The 20335-nt window shown below is 38.5% G+C and carries 20 protein-coding genes; 1 reads left to right on the top strand and 19 read right to left on the bottom strand.

The genetic code is table 11. The features are described 5' to 3' along the window. Positions 1-117: 117 nt before the first annotated feature. The 12 genes from ACE1MS_RS06725 to prsW form a co-directional block, all read right to left on the bottom strand. The gene (locus tag ACE1MS_RS06725; RefSeq protein ID WP_004232618.1) at positions 118-390 is read right to left on the bottom strand and encodes an HU family DNA-binding protein; all 273 of its coding nucleotides are present in this window, start codon (positions 388-390) and stop codon (positions 118-120) included. A 199-nt stretch (positions 391-589) separates the two neighbouring features. Further along, on the bottom strand, positions 590-2068 hold the full coding sequence (spoIVA, locus tag ACE1MS_RS06720; RefSeq protein WP_031417971.1) for a stage IV sporulation protein A: 1479 nt from the start codon (positions 2066-2068) through the stop codon (positions 590-592). A gap of 93 nt (positions 2069-2161) precedes the next feature. Further along, positions 2162-2944: a hypothetical protein gene (locus tag ACE1MS_RS06715; RefSeq protein ID WP_031417970.1), complete on the bottom strand. Its 783-nt coding sequence runs from the start codon at positions 2942-2944 to the stop codon at positions 2162-2164. A gap of 22 nt (positions 2945-2966) precedes the next feature. Next, the gene (locus ACE1MS_RS06710; RefSeq protein WP_008180416.1) at positions 2967-3179 is read right to left on the bottom strand and encodes a DUF2768 domain-containing protein; all 213 of its coding nucleotides are present in this window, start codon (positions 3177-3179) and stop codon (positions 2967-2969) included. A gap of 223 nt (positions 3180-3402) precedes the next feature. Continuing rightward, the gene (locus ACE1MS_RS06705; protein ID WP_447402782.1) at positions 3403-4419 is read right to left on the bottom strand and encodes an NAD(P)H-dependent glycerol-3-phosphate dehydrogenase; all 1017 of its coding nucleotides are present in this window, start codon (positions 4417-4419) and stop codon (positions 3403-3405) included. A gap of 107 nt (positions 4420-4526) precedes the next feature. Continuing rightward, entirely contained in the window at positions 4527-5837 is a 1311-nt protein-coding gene (gene der / locus ACE1MS_RS06700; protein ID WP_031417969.1) for a ribosome biogenesis GTPase Der, read from the bottom strand. Between the two features lie 290 nt (positions 5838-6127). After that, positions 6128-7264, bottom strand: coding sequence for a 30S ribosomal protein S1 (rpsA, locus tag ACE1MS_RS06695; protein ID WP_031417967.1), 1137 nt, complete (start codon positions 7262-7264; stop codon positions 6128-6130). A gap of 102 nt (positions 7265-7366) precedes the next feature. Then, complete coding sequence (gene cmk, locus ACE1MS_RS06690) at positions 7367-8041, bottom strand: (d)CMP kinase (RefSeq protein WP_012293605.1); 675 nt, start codon at positions 8039-8041, stop codon at positions 7367-7369. A 96-nt stretch (positions 8042-8137) separates the two neighbouring features. Beyond that, positions 8138-8797: a flagellar brake protein gene (locus ACE1MS_RS06685; protein ID WP_012293604.1), complete on the bottom strand. Its 660-nt coding sequence runs from the start codon at positions 8795-8797 to the stop codon at positions 8138-8140. A gap of 86 nt (positions 8798-8883) precedes the next feature. After that, positions 8884-10167 carry a PepSY1/2 domain-containing protein gene (locus ACE1MS_RS06680; protein ID WP_031417965.1) on the bottom strand — a complete coding sequence of 428 codons (1284 nt, stop codon included), beginning with the start codon at positions 10165-10167 and terminating at the stop codon, positions 8884-8886. Positions 10168-10182: 15 nt separating this feature from the next. Next, a complete protein-coding gene (gene sleB / locus ACE1MS_RS06675) occupies positions 10183-11016 on the bottom strand; it encodes a spore cortex-lytic enzyme (RefSeq protein WP_031417963.1) in 834 nt (277 codons plus the stop codon). 96 nt (positions 11017-11112) lie between these two features. Then, a complete protein-coding gene (gene prsW / locus ACE1MS_RS06670) occupies positions 11113-11787 on the bottom strand; it encodes a glutamic-type intramembrane protease PrsW (protein ID WP_012293601.1) in 675 nt (224 codons plus the stop codon). 84 nt (positions 11788-11871) lie between these two features. Between prsW and ACE1MS_RS06665 the strand changes: the two genes are divergently transcribed. Beyond that, positions 11872-12840, top strand: a complete 969-nt coding sequence (locus ACE1MS_RS06665; RefSeq protein WP_031417960.1) for an asparaginase — start codon at positions 11872-11874, stop codon at positions 12838-12840. Between the two features lie 28 nt (positions 12841-12868). Here the strand turns inward: ACE1MS_RS06665 and ACE1MS_RS06660 are convergent, their stop codons facing one another. The 7 genes from ACE1MS_RS06660 to ACE1MS_RS06630 all read right to left on the bottom strand — a co-directional run bounded on the left by ACE1MS_RS06660 (position 12869) and on the right by ACE1MS_RS06630 (position 20299). After that, positions 12869-14410 (bottom strand): aminotransferase class V-fold PLP-dependent enzyme, encoded by a 1542-nt coding sequence (locus ACE1MS_RS06660; RefSeq protein WP_447402781.1) that lies wholly within the window; start codon positions 14408-14410, stop codon positions 12869-12871. Between the two features lie 4 nt (positions 14411-14414). Then, positions 14415-14975: a glycerol-3-phosphate acyltransferase gene (locus ACE1MS_RS06655; protein WP_031417958.1), complete on the bottom strand. Its 561-nt coding sequence runs from the start codon at positions 14973-14975 to the stop codon at positions 14415-14417. A gap of 56 nt (positions 14976-15031) precedes the next feature. Beyond that, complete coding sequence (locus ACE1MS_RS06650; protein WP_197223758.1) at positions 15032-15997, bottom strand: YpdA family putative bacillithiol disulfide reductase; 966 nt, start codon at positions 15995-15997, stop codon at positions 15032-15034. Between the two features lie 113 nt (positions 15998-16110). Beyond that, positions 16111-16866: a metallophosphoesterase gene (locus tag ACE1MS_RS06645; RefSeq protein ID WP_036215323.1), complete on the bottom strand. Its 756-nt coding sequence runs from the start codon at positions 16864-16866 to the stop codon at positions 16111-16113. A 146-nt stretch (positions 16867-17012) separates the two neighbouring features. After that, positions 17013-17741, bottom strand: coding sequence for a LysM peptidoglycan-binding domain-containing protein (locus tag ACE1MS_RS06640; protein ID WP_036161149.1), 729 nt, complete (start codon positions 17739-17741; stop codon positions 17013-17015). Positions 17742-17827: 86 nt separating this feature from the next. Further along, complete coding sequence (locus ACE1MS_RS06635; RefSeq protein WP_289449253.1) at positions 17828-19270, bottom strand: RecQ family ATP-dependent DNA helicase; 1443 nt, start codon at positions 19268-19270, stop codon at positions 17828-17830. Next, the gene (locus ACE1MS_RS06630) at positions 19271-20299 is read right to left on the bottom strand and encodes a helix-turn-helix domain-containing protein (protein WP_036165957.1); all 1029 of its coding nucleotides are present in this window, start codon (positions 20297-20299) and stop codon (positions 19271-19273) included. Positions 20300-20335 lie beyond the last annotated feature (36 nt).

Here is a 20335-nt window from a genome sequence, read left to right as displayed (position 1 = left end):
TGTTGCAAGATAGCAAATCTAGCTTTTATATGATTATGTATTAATACTTGACGTTAAAAAGAGCAGTCTCCATGTTCGTTAACATGAAGACTGCTCTATGTAACTACTAGACGTGTATTATTTTACCGCGTCTTTAAGCGCTTTACCTGGTTTGAAAGCAGGCACCTTGCTAGCAGCGATTTCGATTTCTTTACCAGTTTGTGGGTTACGACCTTTACGAGCCGCACGTTCACGTACTTCGAAGTTACCAAAACCAATTAATTGTACTTTGTCACCCTTTGCAAGAGCATCTTGAATTGTATCAAATACAGCTTCAACTGCTTTAGAAGCGTCTTTTTTAGAAAGACCTGCAGCTTCAGCAACAGAGTTTACTAATTCTGTTTTATTCACACCATTCACCTCCTCTCAAAGGGTCATGAACCAATTCTGTAAAAAGAGTAACACATAGAAAACCGCTACGCAACTGTATTCATTCATGATTATAACCAAAAAATCAGTTTTTCACCCAAAAAATCAAAAAAAAGGACTTTTCGCATAAAAACGAAAAGCCCTTTACCTATTTTTTTACACTTCTTTTTAATTTTTATCACTATAAAATAAAGGTAACTAACCCACGATCCCCTTCATTTACCATACGTTCGATCGTTTGACGCATACGTTTTTTGGCAGTAGGTGGAACTGCATCCATTTTATAGCGAATACCTTCTTTTAATACTTCATGTAATGGTGTTCCAAATAGCTGTGTATTCCATAGTGCATCACGATCATGTAAATAAGCATGGTTCAAATCTTTTAAAAGTTGCTGACTATGGAACTCAGAGCCGATTAATGGGGCAAATTCTGAATCCATATCGACACGAATAATATGATAAGATGGCGCCTTCGCTTTCATTCGTACACCAAAGAAATTATTTTGCTTAATTAATTCTGGAGCTGTTGGCTCAAATTCCTGCATCATTGGTAATGTAACACCATAACCTGTCATATCCGCATCATGTATGGCACTTTTAAAGCGTTTTTGAGCTTCTTTTGCCTCAGCGGCTTCCTTAATAAATAGTAGCCAATCTTTTTTCGTTTCAATCGGTTCCTCTAACCATTCATTACAAACCGATTTATATAGTTCACCCTGTAAGGACACACGAATTACAGCTGTTCCAATACCCGCATCTACATGAACTACTTCACTTTGATCTATAAAATCAATAGCTTTAAAAGCGTCAGATGCTTGTTGCACATCCCTAATTTTCATAACAGAAGAAAGTACCTCTTCCATCGAATCAATCAGTGCAACATTTAATGGATGTGAGGCATCTAGCACGTCTAACCAATCTGGCTTCTCCACTTCAATTGTCCGGATTGGGAATTCAAATAGTGCCTCTTGTAAAATATACTGAATATCCGCTTCTCTCATTTGATCAATTGAAATGGCGATAACAGGAACATTATAACGTTCAAACAACTCATTACGCAGTTGAACAGTTTCTTCTCTAGCAGGCATTTGGCAATTAAGTAATATGACAAAAGGCTTGCCAATTTCTTTTAATTGCTCAACAATCTCTTCTTCTGCCTTCTCTGCAGCTCGACGACTAATACCGTTAACTGTTCCATCAGTCGTCACTACTATTCCAATATTCGCATGATCGCGAATTACTTTATCCGTACCTATTTTCGCTGCTTCCTGGAACGGAATAGGCTCTGTATGCCAAGGAGTATGAACAAATTTCGGACCATTTTCATCTTCATAGCCTTTTGTTCCTTCGATAATATAACCCACACAATCTGCTAAACGAATTTGAAATGGCATTTCATCATCACCGACCACAATACGGGTTGCTTGAGCAGGCACAAACTTCGGCTCAGCGGTCATAATGACTGGCCCTGGAGAACTTTGTGGCAACTCATCCTGTGCTCGCATTCTTTCTGTTTCATCCACAATGTTTGGTAACACGACGGATTCCATTACCTTTTTTACAAATGTTGATTTACCTACACGTACTGGACCGACAACACCAATATAAACATCGCCATTTGTTCGCTCTGCAATTTCTCTAAATACTGCTTCACTCAAGGTTTCTGCCTCCTTTATCTACGCTTTTTCACTATATGCGAGCTTGTAGACAAATATGAAAAAGCCCCTCACAAATGTAAGGAGCTTGTTTTATTATTCTTCTTTTTTCTTGGCGGCTTCGGCCTCTTGTTTTTGTCGTTCTTGGGCCTTCTTAACATCTGCCTTATAAGTGTCCATATCATAAACTGGCTCACCTTTCTCATCCACTGTATACGGAACAGAGTAGGCAGGTACTACAGGAAATTTATCGACAAGTAATTGGCGAATATCATCACCTGGTTTGACATCTGGCTTGTCTTCTTTTAGAAGTTGCCCTAAATCAATGGAATAATCTACATGCAATTCACCGTCTCCAGTCATAAAGAGCGGCAATTCGACGCCAGAATAGGGACTTTTCACAGTAACCTCTGTTTTATAGCCCAAATCCTTATAATTAATTTGGTACACATTATCAGATGTTGAACCTGTTATTGGTAAGTATTGTGTAGATAGTTTCCGAATACCTATTTCACGAATACGCTCTGCAGCATTTAAATCTACTAGTTTAACGGTCGCATCATGTTCTGGATCCCAAATAATATACTGATATATACCGCCTTTTTCATAGGCGTTTCCAGGGATCGTCGACAAATACTTCGGCATAAGCTTTTCAAAATCGATTAAATATTTGATATATAAATCTGTATCTAATTCGCTATTTTTAATGGGTACTAGCCCACCAGTTGCTTCCCGGTATTCATTAACAGCACGCTGAACAGCTGCTAGTTGGTCCACATCAGGCGTAACCTTCGCCCTTTTCTCGTCTTCTGGGTACGCACACCCGACTAACAATATGGCGGTTGCAATTACCAACAGAAAAGCACTTAGTTTTTTCATGTTACTGACACCTCGTTATTTATTATGCTGGCCAAGTGGCAACTATAAGTACCATTAAAAATGTGCCAAGTCCAAACAGTATGTATGCACATAAATTTACGATTGTTCGTAAAAATACATTTGAAATCTTGTTACGAGCTAAATAAATTAAGCCGACTGATATAATCATAAAACCTATACAATAAAACGATACCCACATTACATCTAAAGCAGGCATATGAGCTAACGGGCCCATTTCAAATAACCACCTTTCTTTCTATGTCAAGACACAATCAAAGTATATTATACTATGTGCCTTTGTTAAAAAGAAATAGTTGTCCCATAACTATCAAGAAATGGACAACCTTTTAAAATGCTTTCACTATTCAACTAATAGCACATAATAAGGTGTCTCAGTAGATTCACTAAGACACCTTATTTATGTCCGTTTCATGACAAATTTAATCATAAAAATAATATTAATGCTTCATCTCGTCAATTTCACGTTTTTTCATGCGCATCATAAGTGCATCAACAGCCACTTTCGGCTCTACATCATTAAAGAGTACGCTATAAAGCTCCGTAGAAATAGGCATTGCCACACCATACTTCTCTGCTAATTGATAGGCGGCCTTTGTAGTCCGGACTCCCTCTACAACCATTCCCATTTGATCAAGAACCTCTTGTAACTTCATGCCCTGCCCTAACATATTCCCTGCTCGCCAGTTCCTTGAGTGAACGCTTGTACACGTTACAATCAAATCTCCCATGCCCGTAAGGCCTGAGAACGTAAATGGATTACCACCCATTTTTACACCTAAACGAGTAATCTCCGCAAGCCCCCTCGTAATTAATGCCGCTTTCGCGTTATCACCATAATTCAAGCCATCTGTAATGCCTGCAGCTAAAGCGATAACATTTTTCAGTGCCCCACCAATTTCTACACCGATCACATCGTCATTTGTATAAACACGGAAGAATTGGTTCATAAATAGATCCTGTACTTTTTCAGCAGCGTCTATGTCTGCACATGCAGCTGTAACTGTTGTAGGATGATGAAGAACTACTTCCTCCGCATGACTCGGCCCTGAAAGCACTACAATTTCATCCACTTTTTCAGCAGGTAGGCTATCTGCTAATATTTCAGAAATTCGCTTTAAAGAATCTGGTTCAATTCCTTTTGAAACATGTACAAATAAAACTTTTTTTGTTAATTCAGCCGTCAATTTTTCACAAACCTCACGAATTGCTTTTGTCGGCACAGCCACAACGATTGTTTCAGCATGTGTTGCTGCCTTTGCAATATCACTCGTAGCATGTAAATTTGTTGGCAATACCGTTTCAGGTAAATATTTTTTATTAGTATGCATACGGTTGATTTCTTCTGCCTGTTCAGCTCGATGTGTCCATACAAGCGTATCATGGCCATTTTCCGCTAGTACCATTGCCAGCGCAGACCCCCAAGAGCCTGCTCCTAACACACAAACTTTTTCCATAAAAAATCCTCCCTTATAGTGGGTTGTCTACACTAATTTTTTCTTGTAAAAAGACGCCACCCAACAAATATGTCGGGTTGGCGTATTGTATGTGTATGACTATAACTTTAAGCTCGTGCTCGTGTAATTAAACGAATCGGTGTTCCTTCAAAATCGAATGTTTCACGAATACGATTTTCTAAGAAACGTTCATAGGAGAAGTGCATAAGCTCAGGTTCATTGACAAATACCACAAATGTTGGTGGTTTAATCGCAACCTGCGTAGCATAGTAAATACGTAAACGACGACCTTTATCGGTTGGCGCAGGATTACGTGCTACAGAATCCTCTATGACTTCGTTTAAAATAGAAGATTGAATACGCATCGCATGATTCTCACTGACACGTTGGATAATTGGTAAAATCTGATGAACACGCTGTTTTGTATTCGCCGATACGAAAATAATCGGTGCATAGTCTAAAAATAGGAAATGCTCACGAATTTGCTGCGTAAAAACATTCATCGTTTTTTCGTCTTTCTCGATAGCATCCCATTTATTGACAACAATCACCACTGCTTTTCCAGCTTCATGTGCATACCCAGCAATTTTCTTATCTTGCTCCTGAATACCCTCTTCCGCATTCAGTACCACTAACACAACGTCTGAACGTTCAATCGCACGTAACGCACGCAAAACTGAATATTTCTCTGTCGTCTCATAAATTTTACCTTTTTTACGCATACCTGCAGTATCAATAATGACATATTCCTGATCTTCATACGCATAAGGTGTGTCAATTGCATCACGTGTTGTCCCTGCAATATTACTTACAATCACTCGATCTTGACCTAAGAAAGCATTCACTAAAGATGATTTCCCTACATTTGGACGACCGATTAATGAGAATTTAATCACATCATCTCCGTACTGCTCTTCATCTTCTTTTGGGAAATGTTTCGCACATTCGTCTAATAAATCCCCTAACCCTAAGCCGTGAGAGCCAGAAATTGGCCAAGGCTCACCGAAGCCCAATGCATAAAAATCATAAATCATTTCACGCATATCAGGATTATCAATCTTATTGACTGCTAAAACAACTGGTTTCTTAGTTTTGTATAAAATTTTAGCTACTTGCTCATCGGCTGCGGTTACCCCTTCACGACCATTTGTCATAAAAATAATAACGTCTGCTTCTTCAATGGCGATTTCGGCTTGTTGACGAATTTGCTCTAAAAACGGCTCGTCCCCAATTTCAATCCCACCTGTATCAATAATATTAAAATCATGTGTTAACCACTCTGCCGAACTATAAATACGATCACGTGTTACGCCTGGAATATCCTCCACAATAGACACACGCTCTCCAACGATACGGTTAAAAATCGTCGACTTACCTACGTTCGGACGACCTACGATGGCTACTACTGGTTTCGTCATCTGTACTTCATCCTTCCAACTTCTTGTCTTTCGCTATTATACACGAAAAATGCCATTATATCATATCATATCCATAAAGTAGAACGCTATGTATGGCTTTAACAATCCAAACGATTTATTTTCCCGGTTTTTTCATGTATTTTGAGAGCATGTCTGAAGGCTTTTTGAGGATAAATCCTTTGCTTTTTGAATCCTATCTACTATTTAATCCAAAGGTTCTATCCGTCACTTTCGAATTCCATTACTCCAACAAAAAAGCGAGGATACAATCTTGTATCCTCGCGTTCTTCTTATTTAAAATTTTTTAATTGATCGCCAATTACGTCTCCGAATGAGAAGCCTGTGTTTTCTTCAGGTAATTCGTAATCGATCACTTCTTCTGCTTCTGGATTTTCAAGTAATTCTTTAATGCTTAGCGCTAATCTACCGTCCTCAGCATTGACATCAAGGACTTTTACTTGTACTTCTTGTCCTTCTTTTAATGCCTCATGTGGTGTATTAATGTGTTTGTGAGCAATTTGCGAAATGTGCACTAATCCTTCAACACCAGGGAAAACTTCCACAAATGCGCCGAATGATGTAAGACGCTTCACTTTACCTTCTAAAATCGTACCTTTAGCTGCACGTTCTTCGATATTAGACCACGGTCCAGGAATCGTTTCTTTAATAGATAATGAAATGCGTTCATTTTCTGGATCAACAGATAGAACTTTTACAGTTACACCTTGTCCTTCTGATAAAACTTCACTTACATCACTCACATGCTCGTGAGACACTTGTGAAATGTGGACAAGACCATCGATACCACCAAGGTCAATAAATGCCCCAAATGATGCTAAACGCTGTACTTTACCATCTAAAACGTCGCCAGCCTTGATTTGATTTATAACGTCTTTCTTTTGTGATGCCTTTTCTGATTCAACCACTGCGCGATGAGATAAAATAAGACGATTCTTTTCTTTATCAAGCTCAACAATTTTGAAGCTTAATGATTTGCCTTTGTAGCCCTCAAAATCATCGACAAAGTAGTCTTCTACAAGTGATGCTGGTACAAAGCCACGTACACCTAAATCTACGACAAGACCACCTTTAACAATATCCTTTACTTCCGCTTCAAAAATTTCTCCTGCGGTAAATTGTTGCTCGAGTGTATCCCATGCTTTTAAAGCATCCACTTTACGTTTTGATAGGACAAAATTTTCTTCCTCAACCTTTGTAATCATCAATTCTAACTCATCCCCAACAGAGATGACATCAGAAGCTTTCTCAATGTGTAAGCTTGATAATTCGCTGATTGGGATAATACCATCAAATGGTGCACCCGGAATTGATACAGATACTGCTTTTTCATCAACTTGCTCTGCAATACCTTTGACGATATCACCCTCGTTAAACGTTTGTTCTGCATAGTTCATTTCTTCAGACATATGTAACCCTCCTTCGCATCTTCCCTTACTATTTTATTCGATATTGAAGACAAAGACAAAAATAAATCCTTTAAATTCGAAAAATGTCTGAAATTTTAGGATTTATAGCATTTTTTCTTCTGCTAATTTTAAAATAGCTTGTGCTGCATCATCGATAGACAATGCTGTCGTATCTAAAAATATGGCATCTTCTGCTTGGATAAGTGGTGATGCTTCGCGTTCACTATCTTTTTTATCACGCAATGCAATTTCTTCCTGAAGTTTTTCAAGCGAAGAGTCGATTCCTCTTTTTTGATTGTCTATGAATCGTCTTCTTGCACGTTCCTCTACCGTTGCAGACATAAAAATCTTTAGCTCTGCATTTTTCAATACATGTGTTGCAATATCGCGGCCATCCATTACGACGCCACCATTTGCTGCCAGCTTTTGTTGTTGAGCTACTAATAACTCTCGAACCTTTGCATGTGCAGCTACCTGAGAAACGGATGAAGTGACTTCATTTGAACGGATATCGGCTGATACATTATGACCATCTAAAAAAACAAGCTGCCCCTGTGGAGATGGCTTTAAATCGATGGTGCTAGCCGCTAGCATCTCCGCTAATTTTGCTTCATCATCTAAATGTATGTTTTGTTGCATCGCTTTATACGTAACTGCTCGATACATTGCACCTGTATCAATGTAAGTAAAATCAAGTGCCTCAGCAACAATTTTTGCAATAGTACTTTTACCGGCACCAGCAGGACCATCTATCGCAATTTGGATGTTTTTCTTCATATTCTTCCCTACTTTCTGTCACCTCATATTGTATCATATAACCTATAAAAAGCCCTCTGCTAGAAGAGGGCTTTTAAAAAATTACTATGCGGCATATTAAGCATTAAATGGATTCAATTCTTTACGTCGATTGCCTAACTGGCGCTCAAAGCAAAAGCGAACGATATGTTGCTGGTCTACATCATCTGAATCCGTCAGCTGGATTGTTGCAATTCGTTTAGAATCTTTTTCAAAAATACGCACGACAGTTGCCTCTGTTATTACGTATTTCACATCCCCATTGACAAACGGCAAGGCAACTGTTAATTTCACCTCATCGCCATCATCGAAAGCTACTTCTCCTTTCAAAATGAGGGCTAAGCCTCCTGCACTAATATCCGCAGCTACTAACTGATATTTGTGATCCTTGAACTGAACGGCCACATCCACTGGTGTTTCAACACGGACATATTCTCGACGTTGAATTTTGATAAATTCCTCTGGCTTTGGGCAATGCAACATAATCATAGGTATATGGCCCGCTTTACGACCTATTACCTCTGTATTAAAGGCAAATGATTGTTTGTCCTCGGTACGAAAGGTTGCTCTAAATTCAGAGCCATCTATCAAAAATGCTGTTTTCTTTGTCGCCATATTAATTGGATAATCAATATAAAGAATATGATCTTGTTGCTCTACAACCTTACAGCGGAATTTCTCCACACGCTCTGTATAAGTAGGTTCAAGTTGTAATTGTGTACCAATTTTAATCTCCATGAGCATCTCCCCGTACGAAAAATATGGTTTAATTATCTCATGAGATATTAATTTTGGCTATAAAAATTGGTAGTATTTTCTTATTATTAAGTTAAATATTCCACTTTTAAAACATTATGATTTTCTGCATCAATGACGATTCTAAATGTCTCTTGTGTTTTACCATCACGCAATGCAATGACCTCATAGCATAGACGTTGTTCAAATTCCCCATTATCCGTATAAATATTTTTTACTTCTTGGACTTGAATATCATCTTGGAAGAATGTTTTCCAATCGATTGGTTTTGCTGTTTGTTTTTTAATATTCTCTTCTTGAATGTATTCCATCGCGTTTGCACCCAACAACTCACCCGTATCTTTAGCTAATTTAAGTTGAACACCATCCGCATAAATTAATGCGTTATCTCCTGGATGTACACGGGCAAATGTTACGTGCCAAGCCTGATGATTTTCGCGCGATTCCACATAGGCTACATCTTTCATGCCAAGTTTTTTGACATATTCTTCGGCTTTTTTGAGGATTTCCTCCTGTGACTGCTTCGCTTCATCAACAGGACGTTCCACTAAATAGGACAGTAAATGCCCTCCCTTTACCGTTAAATCCACATACCCTAAACGAATTCCTTGGTGGAATTGTATGTGATAGAACGGATACGGTGCCGTGTCACTACTTTTTGTTACAGTAAATGTCGCGTCTTTAATAACTGGGAATAAATATTTCACCTTTTCTAACGCTTCTTTTTCCGTAATTTCGGCATCCTGTAAAGCTTTTAACTCAATCTTTTTTTGCCAGTCTGACTCAGATAATGTTAGCGGGAAATCCTTTTCTCCATAACCTTTTAACGTGTCCTTCACTTTATCAAAGTTTGTGTTTGGATTTTTATTATCCACTTGCTGCAGCCAAACATCCATTTTTCCATTATGTTTATAAAAATCGACAGTTGCGGCTGTCCAATCATCAGACAGCGCTTGTAAATTCGAAGAAACCTGTGGCATTTTTTCACGCCAAGCTACATAATCGCCTGTCTTTGCTGTTCTCTTCGCTTCATCGCCAAGTCGCCCTAAATAATTCATCCATTCATTTGATAGTTCTTGCCCTATCGGAATATTAGCAATTGAAGAACGAACTTCTGAGCTTAAACGCCAAACTGAATCTAATTCACTGTGAATTGCCTGCTCGTCTTGAAACAGTAGTGACTGCGATACTGATCGCTGTAGATGAGATAGTTTTTCAGATGCATCTGTTAACTTATCTGTATACTGTGCTAATACGGTACGTTGTAAATCTTCTTTATCTCCATGTAAATCAATACTATATGCCCCTAACCCGATAACAGCTATCGTTAAGACCACGAGCCAAGTTTTCATCTAAGTTCCTCCTTTCTATGAACAGAAAATATGCTCTCCAATTTGTTTAATTTGCGGACGTGACCAAATCCATTTACTTGTTGCTGTTTTCGGATTGAAATAATACAATGCATTTTCAGATGGGTCCCAGCCATTCATTGCATCAATAACAGCTTCTTTTGCTCTATCATTAGGCTCTAACCAAATTTGTCCATCTGCTACCGCTGTAAACGCTAAAGGCTGAAATATAATTCCGGAAATAGTATTTGGGAAATCAGGACTTTCTAAACGGTTTAAAATAACTGCGGCTACTGCTACTTGTCCCTCATACGGCTCTCCCCTAGCTTCTCCATACACAGCATTCGCCATTAACTGTAAATCACGTTCTGTATATTTTGGAGGAACTTGTGTCTGTGTCCCATTGTTATTAGTAGTACCACTACTATTTCCTCCGCCACTGCCAGCACCACTACCTGTACTAGTTCCTTTATTCACTTGCTGATCGAGCGGAATACCACCATAATAGGTAAATTGATTACCAGCATTTAATTGCGCTTTCACCCATTTTTCATCGTAATCAGAATAACCAGCTATAGTTTTTTTGGTCTTCGCTCCAGCGATACCATCTACTGGCAAACCATATTTCTCTTGGAAATTACGTAATGCCCAGTATGTGTTATAGCCAAATTTCCCATCAATTTTACTCTTATAAAAACCTAAGTATTGTAGCCTTGCTTGCAATTCAATGACATCATCTCCATAGGCACCACGAGTAATTTGCTGGTCACTAAATGCAATCACTTCATTTTGAGGAATCGCAATTATACTAATTCCTAATATCAAAGCAAAAAGTATGCTTACTAAACGCACTTTTATCACTCCTTTTTTTTATAGCTTGAAACAAATGAGGCAATTTATACATGATAAAAAAGAATAAAGCGTAGAAATCTTGACGATTTCTACGCTTTATATTTTTTTATGCATATGCAAATGTTGTACCAGATGGTAATGCGCTAGTTTCACTTTTCGTAAGCCAAACCACCATAAAAACAGCATAAACGGAATCATTAAATAAATCCAGTGACCTTTAAATGATAATATTGTATTGTATAGAATGTGAAGTACAATTGGTGCACAAAGCGCCATAGCAATCATTTCTTTTGTCTTGGCAAGCTTTGAAAACTTAGCACGTCCATAATAGTAGCCCATTACTACGCCAAATAATGCATGACTTGATACAGGTAATAGAGCTCGCATAAATGCTGTGTCCAAGCCAAAGGATAATAAATAAAGTACGTTCTCAATTGTGGCAAAACCAAGTGATATACTTGCCCCATATAATATACCGTCATATGGATCATCGAATTCTACATGATTGTAGATGGCTATTAATAGTACAAACCATTTAAAAAATTCTTCAATAACACTAGAAAAAAGAACGTCTTGAAGGTAAAAATATCGAAAAACTCCTTCCTCTGTTAGTACATATTGTAAAAACAGAATCGGGAACGTTAAAAATGCACCGTATAAAAATGTTTGCAATAAAGTTCTTCTTGGCTCCGTAGCCATTTGATTGCGCAAATAGAAATAACTAAAAAGCGCTAGACCGGGAGCAATGGCAGCAGATAATAAAATGATCATGATGCCGGCTCCTTTCAACAATAGACTGCTATTATTATACCATGTAATGACAAAAAAACTTTTTAAAAGGAGATTTTATTTTTCATGAAAAAAACAATTTTATTAATTCATACTGGCGGCACAATCTCCATGGCGATGAGTGCTGAGGGAGCAGTTATGCCCAACAAAGAAAACCCTCTCATGAAAGAGAGTAATAAACTTAATTCATTGGCGACCATTATTGAAATAGAAGCTTTTAACCTACCTTCTCCACATATCACGCCAACAGAAATGCTTCTATTACGCAACTTGATTATGGAGCAAACTACAGCCCAGCAAATCGACGGTGTTGTTATTACGCATGGTACAGATACATTAGAAGAAACTGCCTATTTCTTAGAGCTGACAACAAATTTAGCCATCCCCATCGTACTAACAGGTGCGATGCGCTCATCCAATGAGCTTGGAGCAGATGGCATTTATAATTTGATGGAGGCAATCCGAGTAGCAGTCGATGATGAAGCTCGGGACAAAGGCGTTCTAGTTGTTATGAATGATGAGGTACATCTTGCCGTCAATACAACGAAAACGAGCACAAGTTCAGTCAATACTTTCCAATCCCCACAATATGGACCAATCGGGCTTATTACAAAATCACGTATTTTGTTCCATCATGCGCCAATTCGTCGTCAATATGTAGACGTTAATAGTTTATCTAAACGCGTAGCTATGCTAAAGGTTTATGCTGGTATGGAAGAAGATTTACTTGATGTCGTGCTCGCATGTAAATATGAAGGTGTGGTGCTTGAAGGATTAGGACAAGGAAATGTCCCTCCTTCTGTTGTAAAAGGCATTGAGAGCTTGATCCAACGCAATATCCCTGTAATCCTTGTTTCCCGCTGCTTTAATGGTATCGCAGAAGGTGTCTATGGATATGTTGGTGGCGGTAAAATGCTGGAAGACTTAGGTGCAATATTTGCCACGGGTATCAATGGTCAAAAGGCACGATTAAAATTATTAATTGGACTGAACACAACTGGAAGTCCTTTAAATTTAAAGGATTTTTTCCTGTAGAATCAATGTATTCATATGGAGCACTTGCTTATGCCTCGGTTATTTGTTCATAATAGTGCAGCACTTCATGAAGACGTACAAGTGCGTCTTCGAAATCGGGCTGAATGACTGCGAATTGAAGGAATCCTCTTTGGCGTAAATATGGGCTATCACCATGAGCCAAAAGTCCATTTAAGGCTAAATCGATGTGTAAGTTTGAGAGTGTGTCTGGCAGTTGAATCGTTATAAGCATTGGGTACTGAGTTGTTGGTAATTGAAAGTGCATATATGGTAGCTGCAGTAGCGCCTCAAAACGTTGCTGTAGCTGCGCATAGCGGACTGGATAGGCTTGTAATGACTCATCTAAATTTCCGAGCAACACGGCTGGAAGCGTAAAGGGTATGGCGCCTTGGTGGTAATTTGCTAAGTCCAAGTATGCAGGCAATGTAGTGGTGGATTGTGCTAAATATTGTGAAAATACAAATGCTAGCCCACTCATTGCCCCAATTGCTTTCCCACTCACTGCGGTAGCTAAATAACAGTCCTGTAACGAAAATGGCATAGCCCCAAACGTACTGATGCTATCTACACAAAGTTTTACATTATAACACTTTGCCAAATGACCAAGACTCTCTAAATCATTGCAAGTCCCCGTTGAGGTTTCCCCATGCACTACCAACATCCACTGATATGCTCCATTTTCTAGCAACGATGCTATTTTCTCGTAATCAAAAATTGTTCCCCATTGTTGTTCTGCTGCATCAAAATCTAAAGACCAACGGACCGCTTGTTTTCTTAACCGTTCACCAAATTCTCCATTTGTTAAAATAAGACCTTTTCCTAGTTGCTGAGCGTGTAGTTGAGCAAGCATCACTTCATTGGCCAAAGTTCCAGTTCCAACGATTATTCCAACATGCTTAGTATTCGCTAAATGTAGTAGCTGTTGTTGTACTCGTTCATAGATTGCCTTAAAATTTAACGAACGATGCGATAAATTGGTATAACCAATTGTCTCCAATTGCTTAACAGGTCCAGGATAAAAAGTATAGTCATCTTTTGCAAGCCTACGTTGTAGGTCATGCTCAAATACATCTCTAGTAAGCACCATTGGTAAAAACTGTGCATCCTTTGCTCCAACAGCTGGTGCAAATTGTTGAAAGCCCATTTGCTTATAGAGCTTTTCTTCACGCGTTGTTCCTGAAATTACGGCTGCGGTGTAGCCCTTTTCATAGGCAAATGTGTTTAAAGCTTGTGTGAGCCTCAATAGGACTCGCCCAGTTCGGTAATTTTTTTTCACAGCAAGTAGACGTATTTCACAAATCTTGCCACAAATCTCTTCCGGTAAAAATTGCTCTACCTTACCAATTTTTTCATCCATCGAAAAGGGTCTTTGATCTCTAAATGCTACCATTCCGATTAATTCTGTTTTTTTATACACTACTATATATGTATTTTCCTGATGGAATCTGTCAATTTTTAGTCTTTGCTTATTGGGCTCATGCTGTGGAATTTCTTCCACAAATGTCTCATAATTTAATCGCGCAATCGCCTCATACTCTTCATTTGTTTGAGCTATTTTACACCAATACATCTCGTTACTTCCCTCTTTTCCATGACTCCTTAATATTAGACATATGTCTTATGATCATACACACGATTGCAATAATCAAAAGTGCATAGGCCTCTAATTGACCCGATTGTATGATAGCGCCAACATAAAAAATAAAACCTCCAACCATGCCTAATGTTAAGCTCCTTGTGCATATAAGCACGGCCGCCGTACCTGCAATCATCCATAAAAACAAGCTTGGTGATAGAGCGAGGCCAACTCCAATAAAAGTTGCGACTCCTTTTCCTCCTTTACATTTCAGCCAGAATGGATATAAGTGCCCTGCAATGACACAGGCTGCTCCACTAACAATGACCCATTCTTCTAAATGCCATAAGCGCCCTAAACTTACCACCAGTGCACCTTTCATGGTATCACCTAGAAATGTCATAAAAAAGGCCTTCTTGCCAAGGACGCTTCCCGCATTGCGCGCACCTAAGTTTTTACTACGTTCTTCCTGTAAATTAACACCATATATCTTTCCAACGAAAAATGCTGTCATGAAGTTTCCTATTAAATAACTGAAGAGCAAATACAAACCAATCAATCATATTCCCCCTTGCTAAAAGGCTGTATAAGCTACATGCCTATACAGCCTCACCTTTATCCTTTTCTTTGAGCGATAGTTTGTGCGATGCAATCCCCATGAAAACGTCCATTTTCAATAAAAATTTCGTTGGCGTTATTTCCCGCGGCAATGACGCCTGCGATAAACAATCCTTCCACATTTGTTTCCATCGTTTCTGGTGTAAAATAAGGGCGACCCGTTTCTTCATCAATATTGACGCCCATAGCTTTAATAAAGGAGTGATCAGGATGATAGCCAGTCATAGCAAAGACAAAATCATTTTTCATCACCTTTTCATGGCCATCTATTGCTAAGACTACTTCATGCTCACGTATTTCTAACACATTCGTATTAAAATACATGTCAACTTCTCCTGTTTTGACTACTCCTTCAAATTCAGGTAATACCCATGGCTTAATACTTGGAGAATATTCATGTCCTCTATAGGCAACCGTAACACGAGCACCAGCCTTATTTAATTCCAACGCTGCATCTATAGCTGAATTTTTGCCCCCAATGACAAGAACATCCGTATCAAAAAATTCATGTCCCTCTTTAAAATAATGGAAAACTTTAGGTAATTGTTCTCCATTGATATTTAAATAATTAGGATGATCATAGTAGCCTGTTGCAATAATGACATAAGGCGTTTCATAACTATCCTTATCTGAAGTAACAGTAAACATACCATTATTTTTCACAACACTTTGCACTTTTTCAAAGCGGTTAACTTGAATATTTTTTAATCGAACAACTTCTCGATAATATACAAGGGCTTGATTCCGTTTGGGCTTACGTCCCTCAATAATAAATGGCACATCGCCAATCCCTAATCGTTCACTTGTACTAAAAAAAGTCTGGTGGGTAGGGTAATGATAAATCGCATTTACGATATTTCCCTTTTCAATAACGATGGGTTTTAATCCAATATTTTGCAAAGCTATTGCTGCTGCTAAACCGCATGGGCCTCCTCCAACAATAATCGCATCTGCTTGCTGCATTTCTTGACACTCCAATCGAATATGGACAGCTATAGTTGCTGTTCCTTGCTTACATCCATTATTAAAATAGACGATACCTTTTTATTATACGCCTTCTAGCAAGTTTTGTTTGTTTATTTACTCGAAATATCAATGTCGATGATATGACATTGTGGTTTGGCACCAAGTCGCATTGGCAATAATGTAGTACCATAGCCATTACTAACTAAAGTCATAACACCATCTCGCTCTCGATAAGAACCATTAGGATGGACACCATATGGACCAAATCGAATCTGTCCTCCATGTAAATGTCCACCCATCATTAAATCAGCACGGTACTTGGCACGGACTTTCGCAAAAACACCTGGATTATGCGCAATAAAAGCAACTAGATCATGCTCTTCTACTTTTTCAAATGCTTTTTCAAAGCTATATTCTTTAACTGTTGTATCCTCAATTGCACTAAGCCAGAAACGGTTTTTCGCAGGTAACAGCACCGCATCATTGACAATAATTTGAATATGATGCTGCTGCAATATGCTCTTAAGCATCTCCTCTCCCACTTCTCTGTCATTATTTCCCCATACAAAATAAGTAGGTCCAATAGAAGTTAATAATTGTAAATTCTCATGAATACGTGGAATGGGTGTGCGATTATCTGCTAAATCTCCACCAATAATGACAGCATCAAAATGTCCTGTTAATTGAGCAATCATTTTTTTATTAATTTTACGTAAATGAACATCTGAAATAAAAAATAAACGTAGTTTTTCTGGCGCTCCCTTTAATAGTAGCTGGTGATGTAAAACATTGTTTTCATGTGCCACCTTCAACATATAAATCAGAAAGACGACCACTACGATAAGCAATAGCCCTATATATAGCATTCCCTCACTTCTCCTTACGACAGCAAAAAGACGATTCGTTTCCTATGAAGAATCGTCTTTTTACTAAATCAGACGTACGTTTTGGTGTGAACGTTTGTCCTTTATTTTATACTAGCTAAACTATATGACCATTATATGGTTTTTGTCTAAGGAAGTTTAATTACTTGCCCAACCATAACTGTATTTGAAGACATACCATTGGCAGCACGAATTTTAGCTAAAGTCGCTTCACTGCCATCACCATAATGATTTAATGCAATACGGAATAAGTTCTCATTTGCTTTAACAGTATGTGTACTTGCTTTAGTATTTTGTTTTGCTTCTTCCGCTTTTTTTGCCTCTTCAGCTTTTTTCGCTGCCTCGGCCTGTTGCTGAGCTATTCTTGCCTCCTCAGCTTTGCGAGCTTCTTCCGCTTTACTTGCTTCTTCCGCTTTTTTTGCCTCTTCAGCTTTTTTCGCTGCCTCAGCAGCTTTTTGGTCAGCTGCTACTTTATCAGCATTTTCTTTAGATGGTTCGTTTGACTTTTGATCAGCTTGCTCGCCCTTGTCTTTATTTTTGTCCTTGTCAGATGCAGATGCCTCTGAAGAATCCATTTCGACGACCTGTTCACCTGAATCTTTCTCAGCTTGCTCTATTGTTTTCCCTGGCTCGTAAAACTTCCAAAAATAGACTAGAATTGTTAATGGAATAAGGATAAATATAACAAAAAGAATCGTCATTAACGGTGTTTTCCGTTTCGGATTTTTAGGCTTTTGTTTCTTATCTCCATTTTTATTCATTCTGGAAACTCTCGACAAAGTTTGCTGTTCGTTTTGTTCATCTTCAAATGATTGACGATGTTCTTCTATTTTATCGCGATAATCTTCTTTACTCATTTGTCTTTCCCCCAAACCTTACTACTCTTTTTGTCACTCTATTATGACGAATTTTACGAAAAAAGTAAATGACCGTCAGTTTTAGTCTAATTACCCAGTAATAGTAGCTGCAATCGACGTTCCCACGAAATCATTTCTATTTTTTTCTCTGTTGTTAAGCGTACTTTCTTGATTTCATCATAATGGATTCCACAATTTTCACAACACTTTTCCGGTTTTTTTTGCAATTTTTGCCCGAAATACCCGACAAGATGTTCACGAATACAGTCTTTTGTCTGTATAATCTTCAACATTTCATCGACTGCACGGTATTTTTCTAGGGCTAATTGATTGAGGCGAGCCTTTACTTGCTCCTTAGTTTCTTGTTGCATCCAATAGTCCAACACACGAAATGCTGTCTCTCCTAATTCTCCATTTTTTAACATCTGTGCTGGTAGTACTTGCTGAGAAAGAAGCTCCTCATAGCGATCAACATGTTGAGAACTCGGAAGGTCACCTGTCACAACGAACTTCGCCAGCTCTTCATCACCATCACAATAGAGTAAAATGGCATGTGCAGGTTCACCATCTCGACCTGCTCGACCAATTTCCTGCATATAATTTGCAATATTAGCAGGCATTGATTCATGAATGACCTGACGAATATCTTGTTTATTAATCCCCATACCAAAAGCATTTGTTGCCACTATCCAGTCCAATTCACCATCAATAAACTGCTGCTGAATAAATTGGCGATCCTCAGCCCCATAGCCTGCATGATAGGCTGCAGTACGAATACCTACTTGTAAAAATGCCTCACTATACTGTTGCGCTCGTTTGCGTGAGGAAACATACAGTATACCTGGGCCAGCAGTTGCTTTGACATGTCGCATAAGCCAGCTCGCTTTATCCGCCTTATCCTCCAGAACAATGCGTCCTAATTGAATATTGGGCCGATCAACATTATACATAAATTCAAATGGGTCCTTTAACGATAATGTTTCTCGAATATCTTGCATGACCTTCCTTGTTGCAGTGGCGGATAGTGCTAGCAATGGAGATCGATTGTGCCTCGATAGCCACTCACCTATCCGTAAATAATCTGGTCGGAAATCATAGCCCCATTGCGATATACAATGTGCCTCGTCCACTACGATTAAACCTAATTTTACCTGTGCTAGTTTCTCTTGAACCTGCTGCTGAAGTAGCATCTCTGGCGAGGTAAAAATGAAACGGTATTGTTCTAAATAATGTAATACATATCTTTTTTCTGTGATGGATAAAAAAGAATTTAAAGCGACAACCCTCTTTTCTCCAAAACGTTTCAATTCCTCTACCTGATCTTGCATTAATGAAAGCAATGGCGATACAATCAGCACTGGCTTTTCTAAAATATAAGCTGGTAGCTGATAGCAAAGTGATTTTCCCATTCCTGTTGGCAATAAGGCCATTACATCTTTCTCTTGAAGTATTGCTTCAATGACTTCCCTTTGCCCTGGTCGAAATGATGAATAACCAAAATGTTTATGCAATAGTTCTTCCAGTTCCATTTATACTTCTCCTTTCGCAAGGACAAGCCTTAATTGAAAATAACTCAATTCCTTTAAAGCCTCATGTAAGATTTTCAATTTTTTCGTTTGATAATGCTTTGATGCCTGCCAAACTTTTTCAGCTTCCTCATATGAGACGAATGGACCAATGGAAAAGTTCGGTTCATACATCGCTAATTCCACAAAGTGGTCTTCAATAGTACTTTGCTTCAGTTTTCTTATTTGCACTATTTGTTCAACTGAATATCCCTGTTCATACAATTGTGCTGTTTGCTGTGCGGAATCGGTTAGCAATATTTTCACTCTTACTCCTTGTGCCACTTCTTTAAGCAATGGATAATCATTGTTTTGTTGCACTTCGTTTAATAATTTATGTAGTGTTTCAATAAAAGCTAATTGACTATCTAGCACAGACTCCTTCCGTTTATCGGCAAGCTGCTGCCATGTCCAACCAGGCAAACGATACCCACTTAATCGATAAAGGACAAGCTGTTTGCTACCATCTGAAACTGGAATATTCTTCAGCACGCTGGTGCATTCATCTAATAATTGCTGTTGTAAATGACCTTGTAGATAATGATGATTCTGCAAAAAGGATCGCACCCAATTTTGAATATCAGGATCTCTACTGATGGGTGAGAAAGAACGAACAGCTGCAGTTTGATACGACAAACTTTGCACAATTAATGAAAGACGTGCAAAAAACACATGCTCATTTCCTCGATAATGCCATCCATCAAAGAAAAATGTCGGGGTTTGTTGCGCTCGCTGCAAACCTAGCTTTTCCATGTAAAAGTGACCAGATTCCTGCACTTTTAGCCAACTATATTGCATAAATAACGTTACCGCCTCATCAAAGGTAGTCCGTGGTAGTTTAGGTAATAAACCAAAATATTGATGCAACTGAAAAAGGCCAATGTCTTGAATAGTCTGACCTGACCGCTTTCCTTTCAAGACGTGATAAGCAGCCGAAATCGTCCGTTCTTTATTGAGTTTTTGAAAGATTTGCAATAGAATTTGATGAAACATTGACGCAAATTCCTCCAATTTAATAGTATTTAAGTT

It is taken from the genome of Lysinibacillus sp. fkY74-1 (assembly GCF_053165895.1).
Note: the sequence above shows the minus strand (reverse complement) of the source record. Positions and strands in the feature narration are given on the sequence as shown.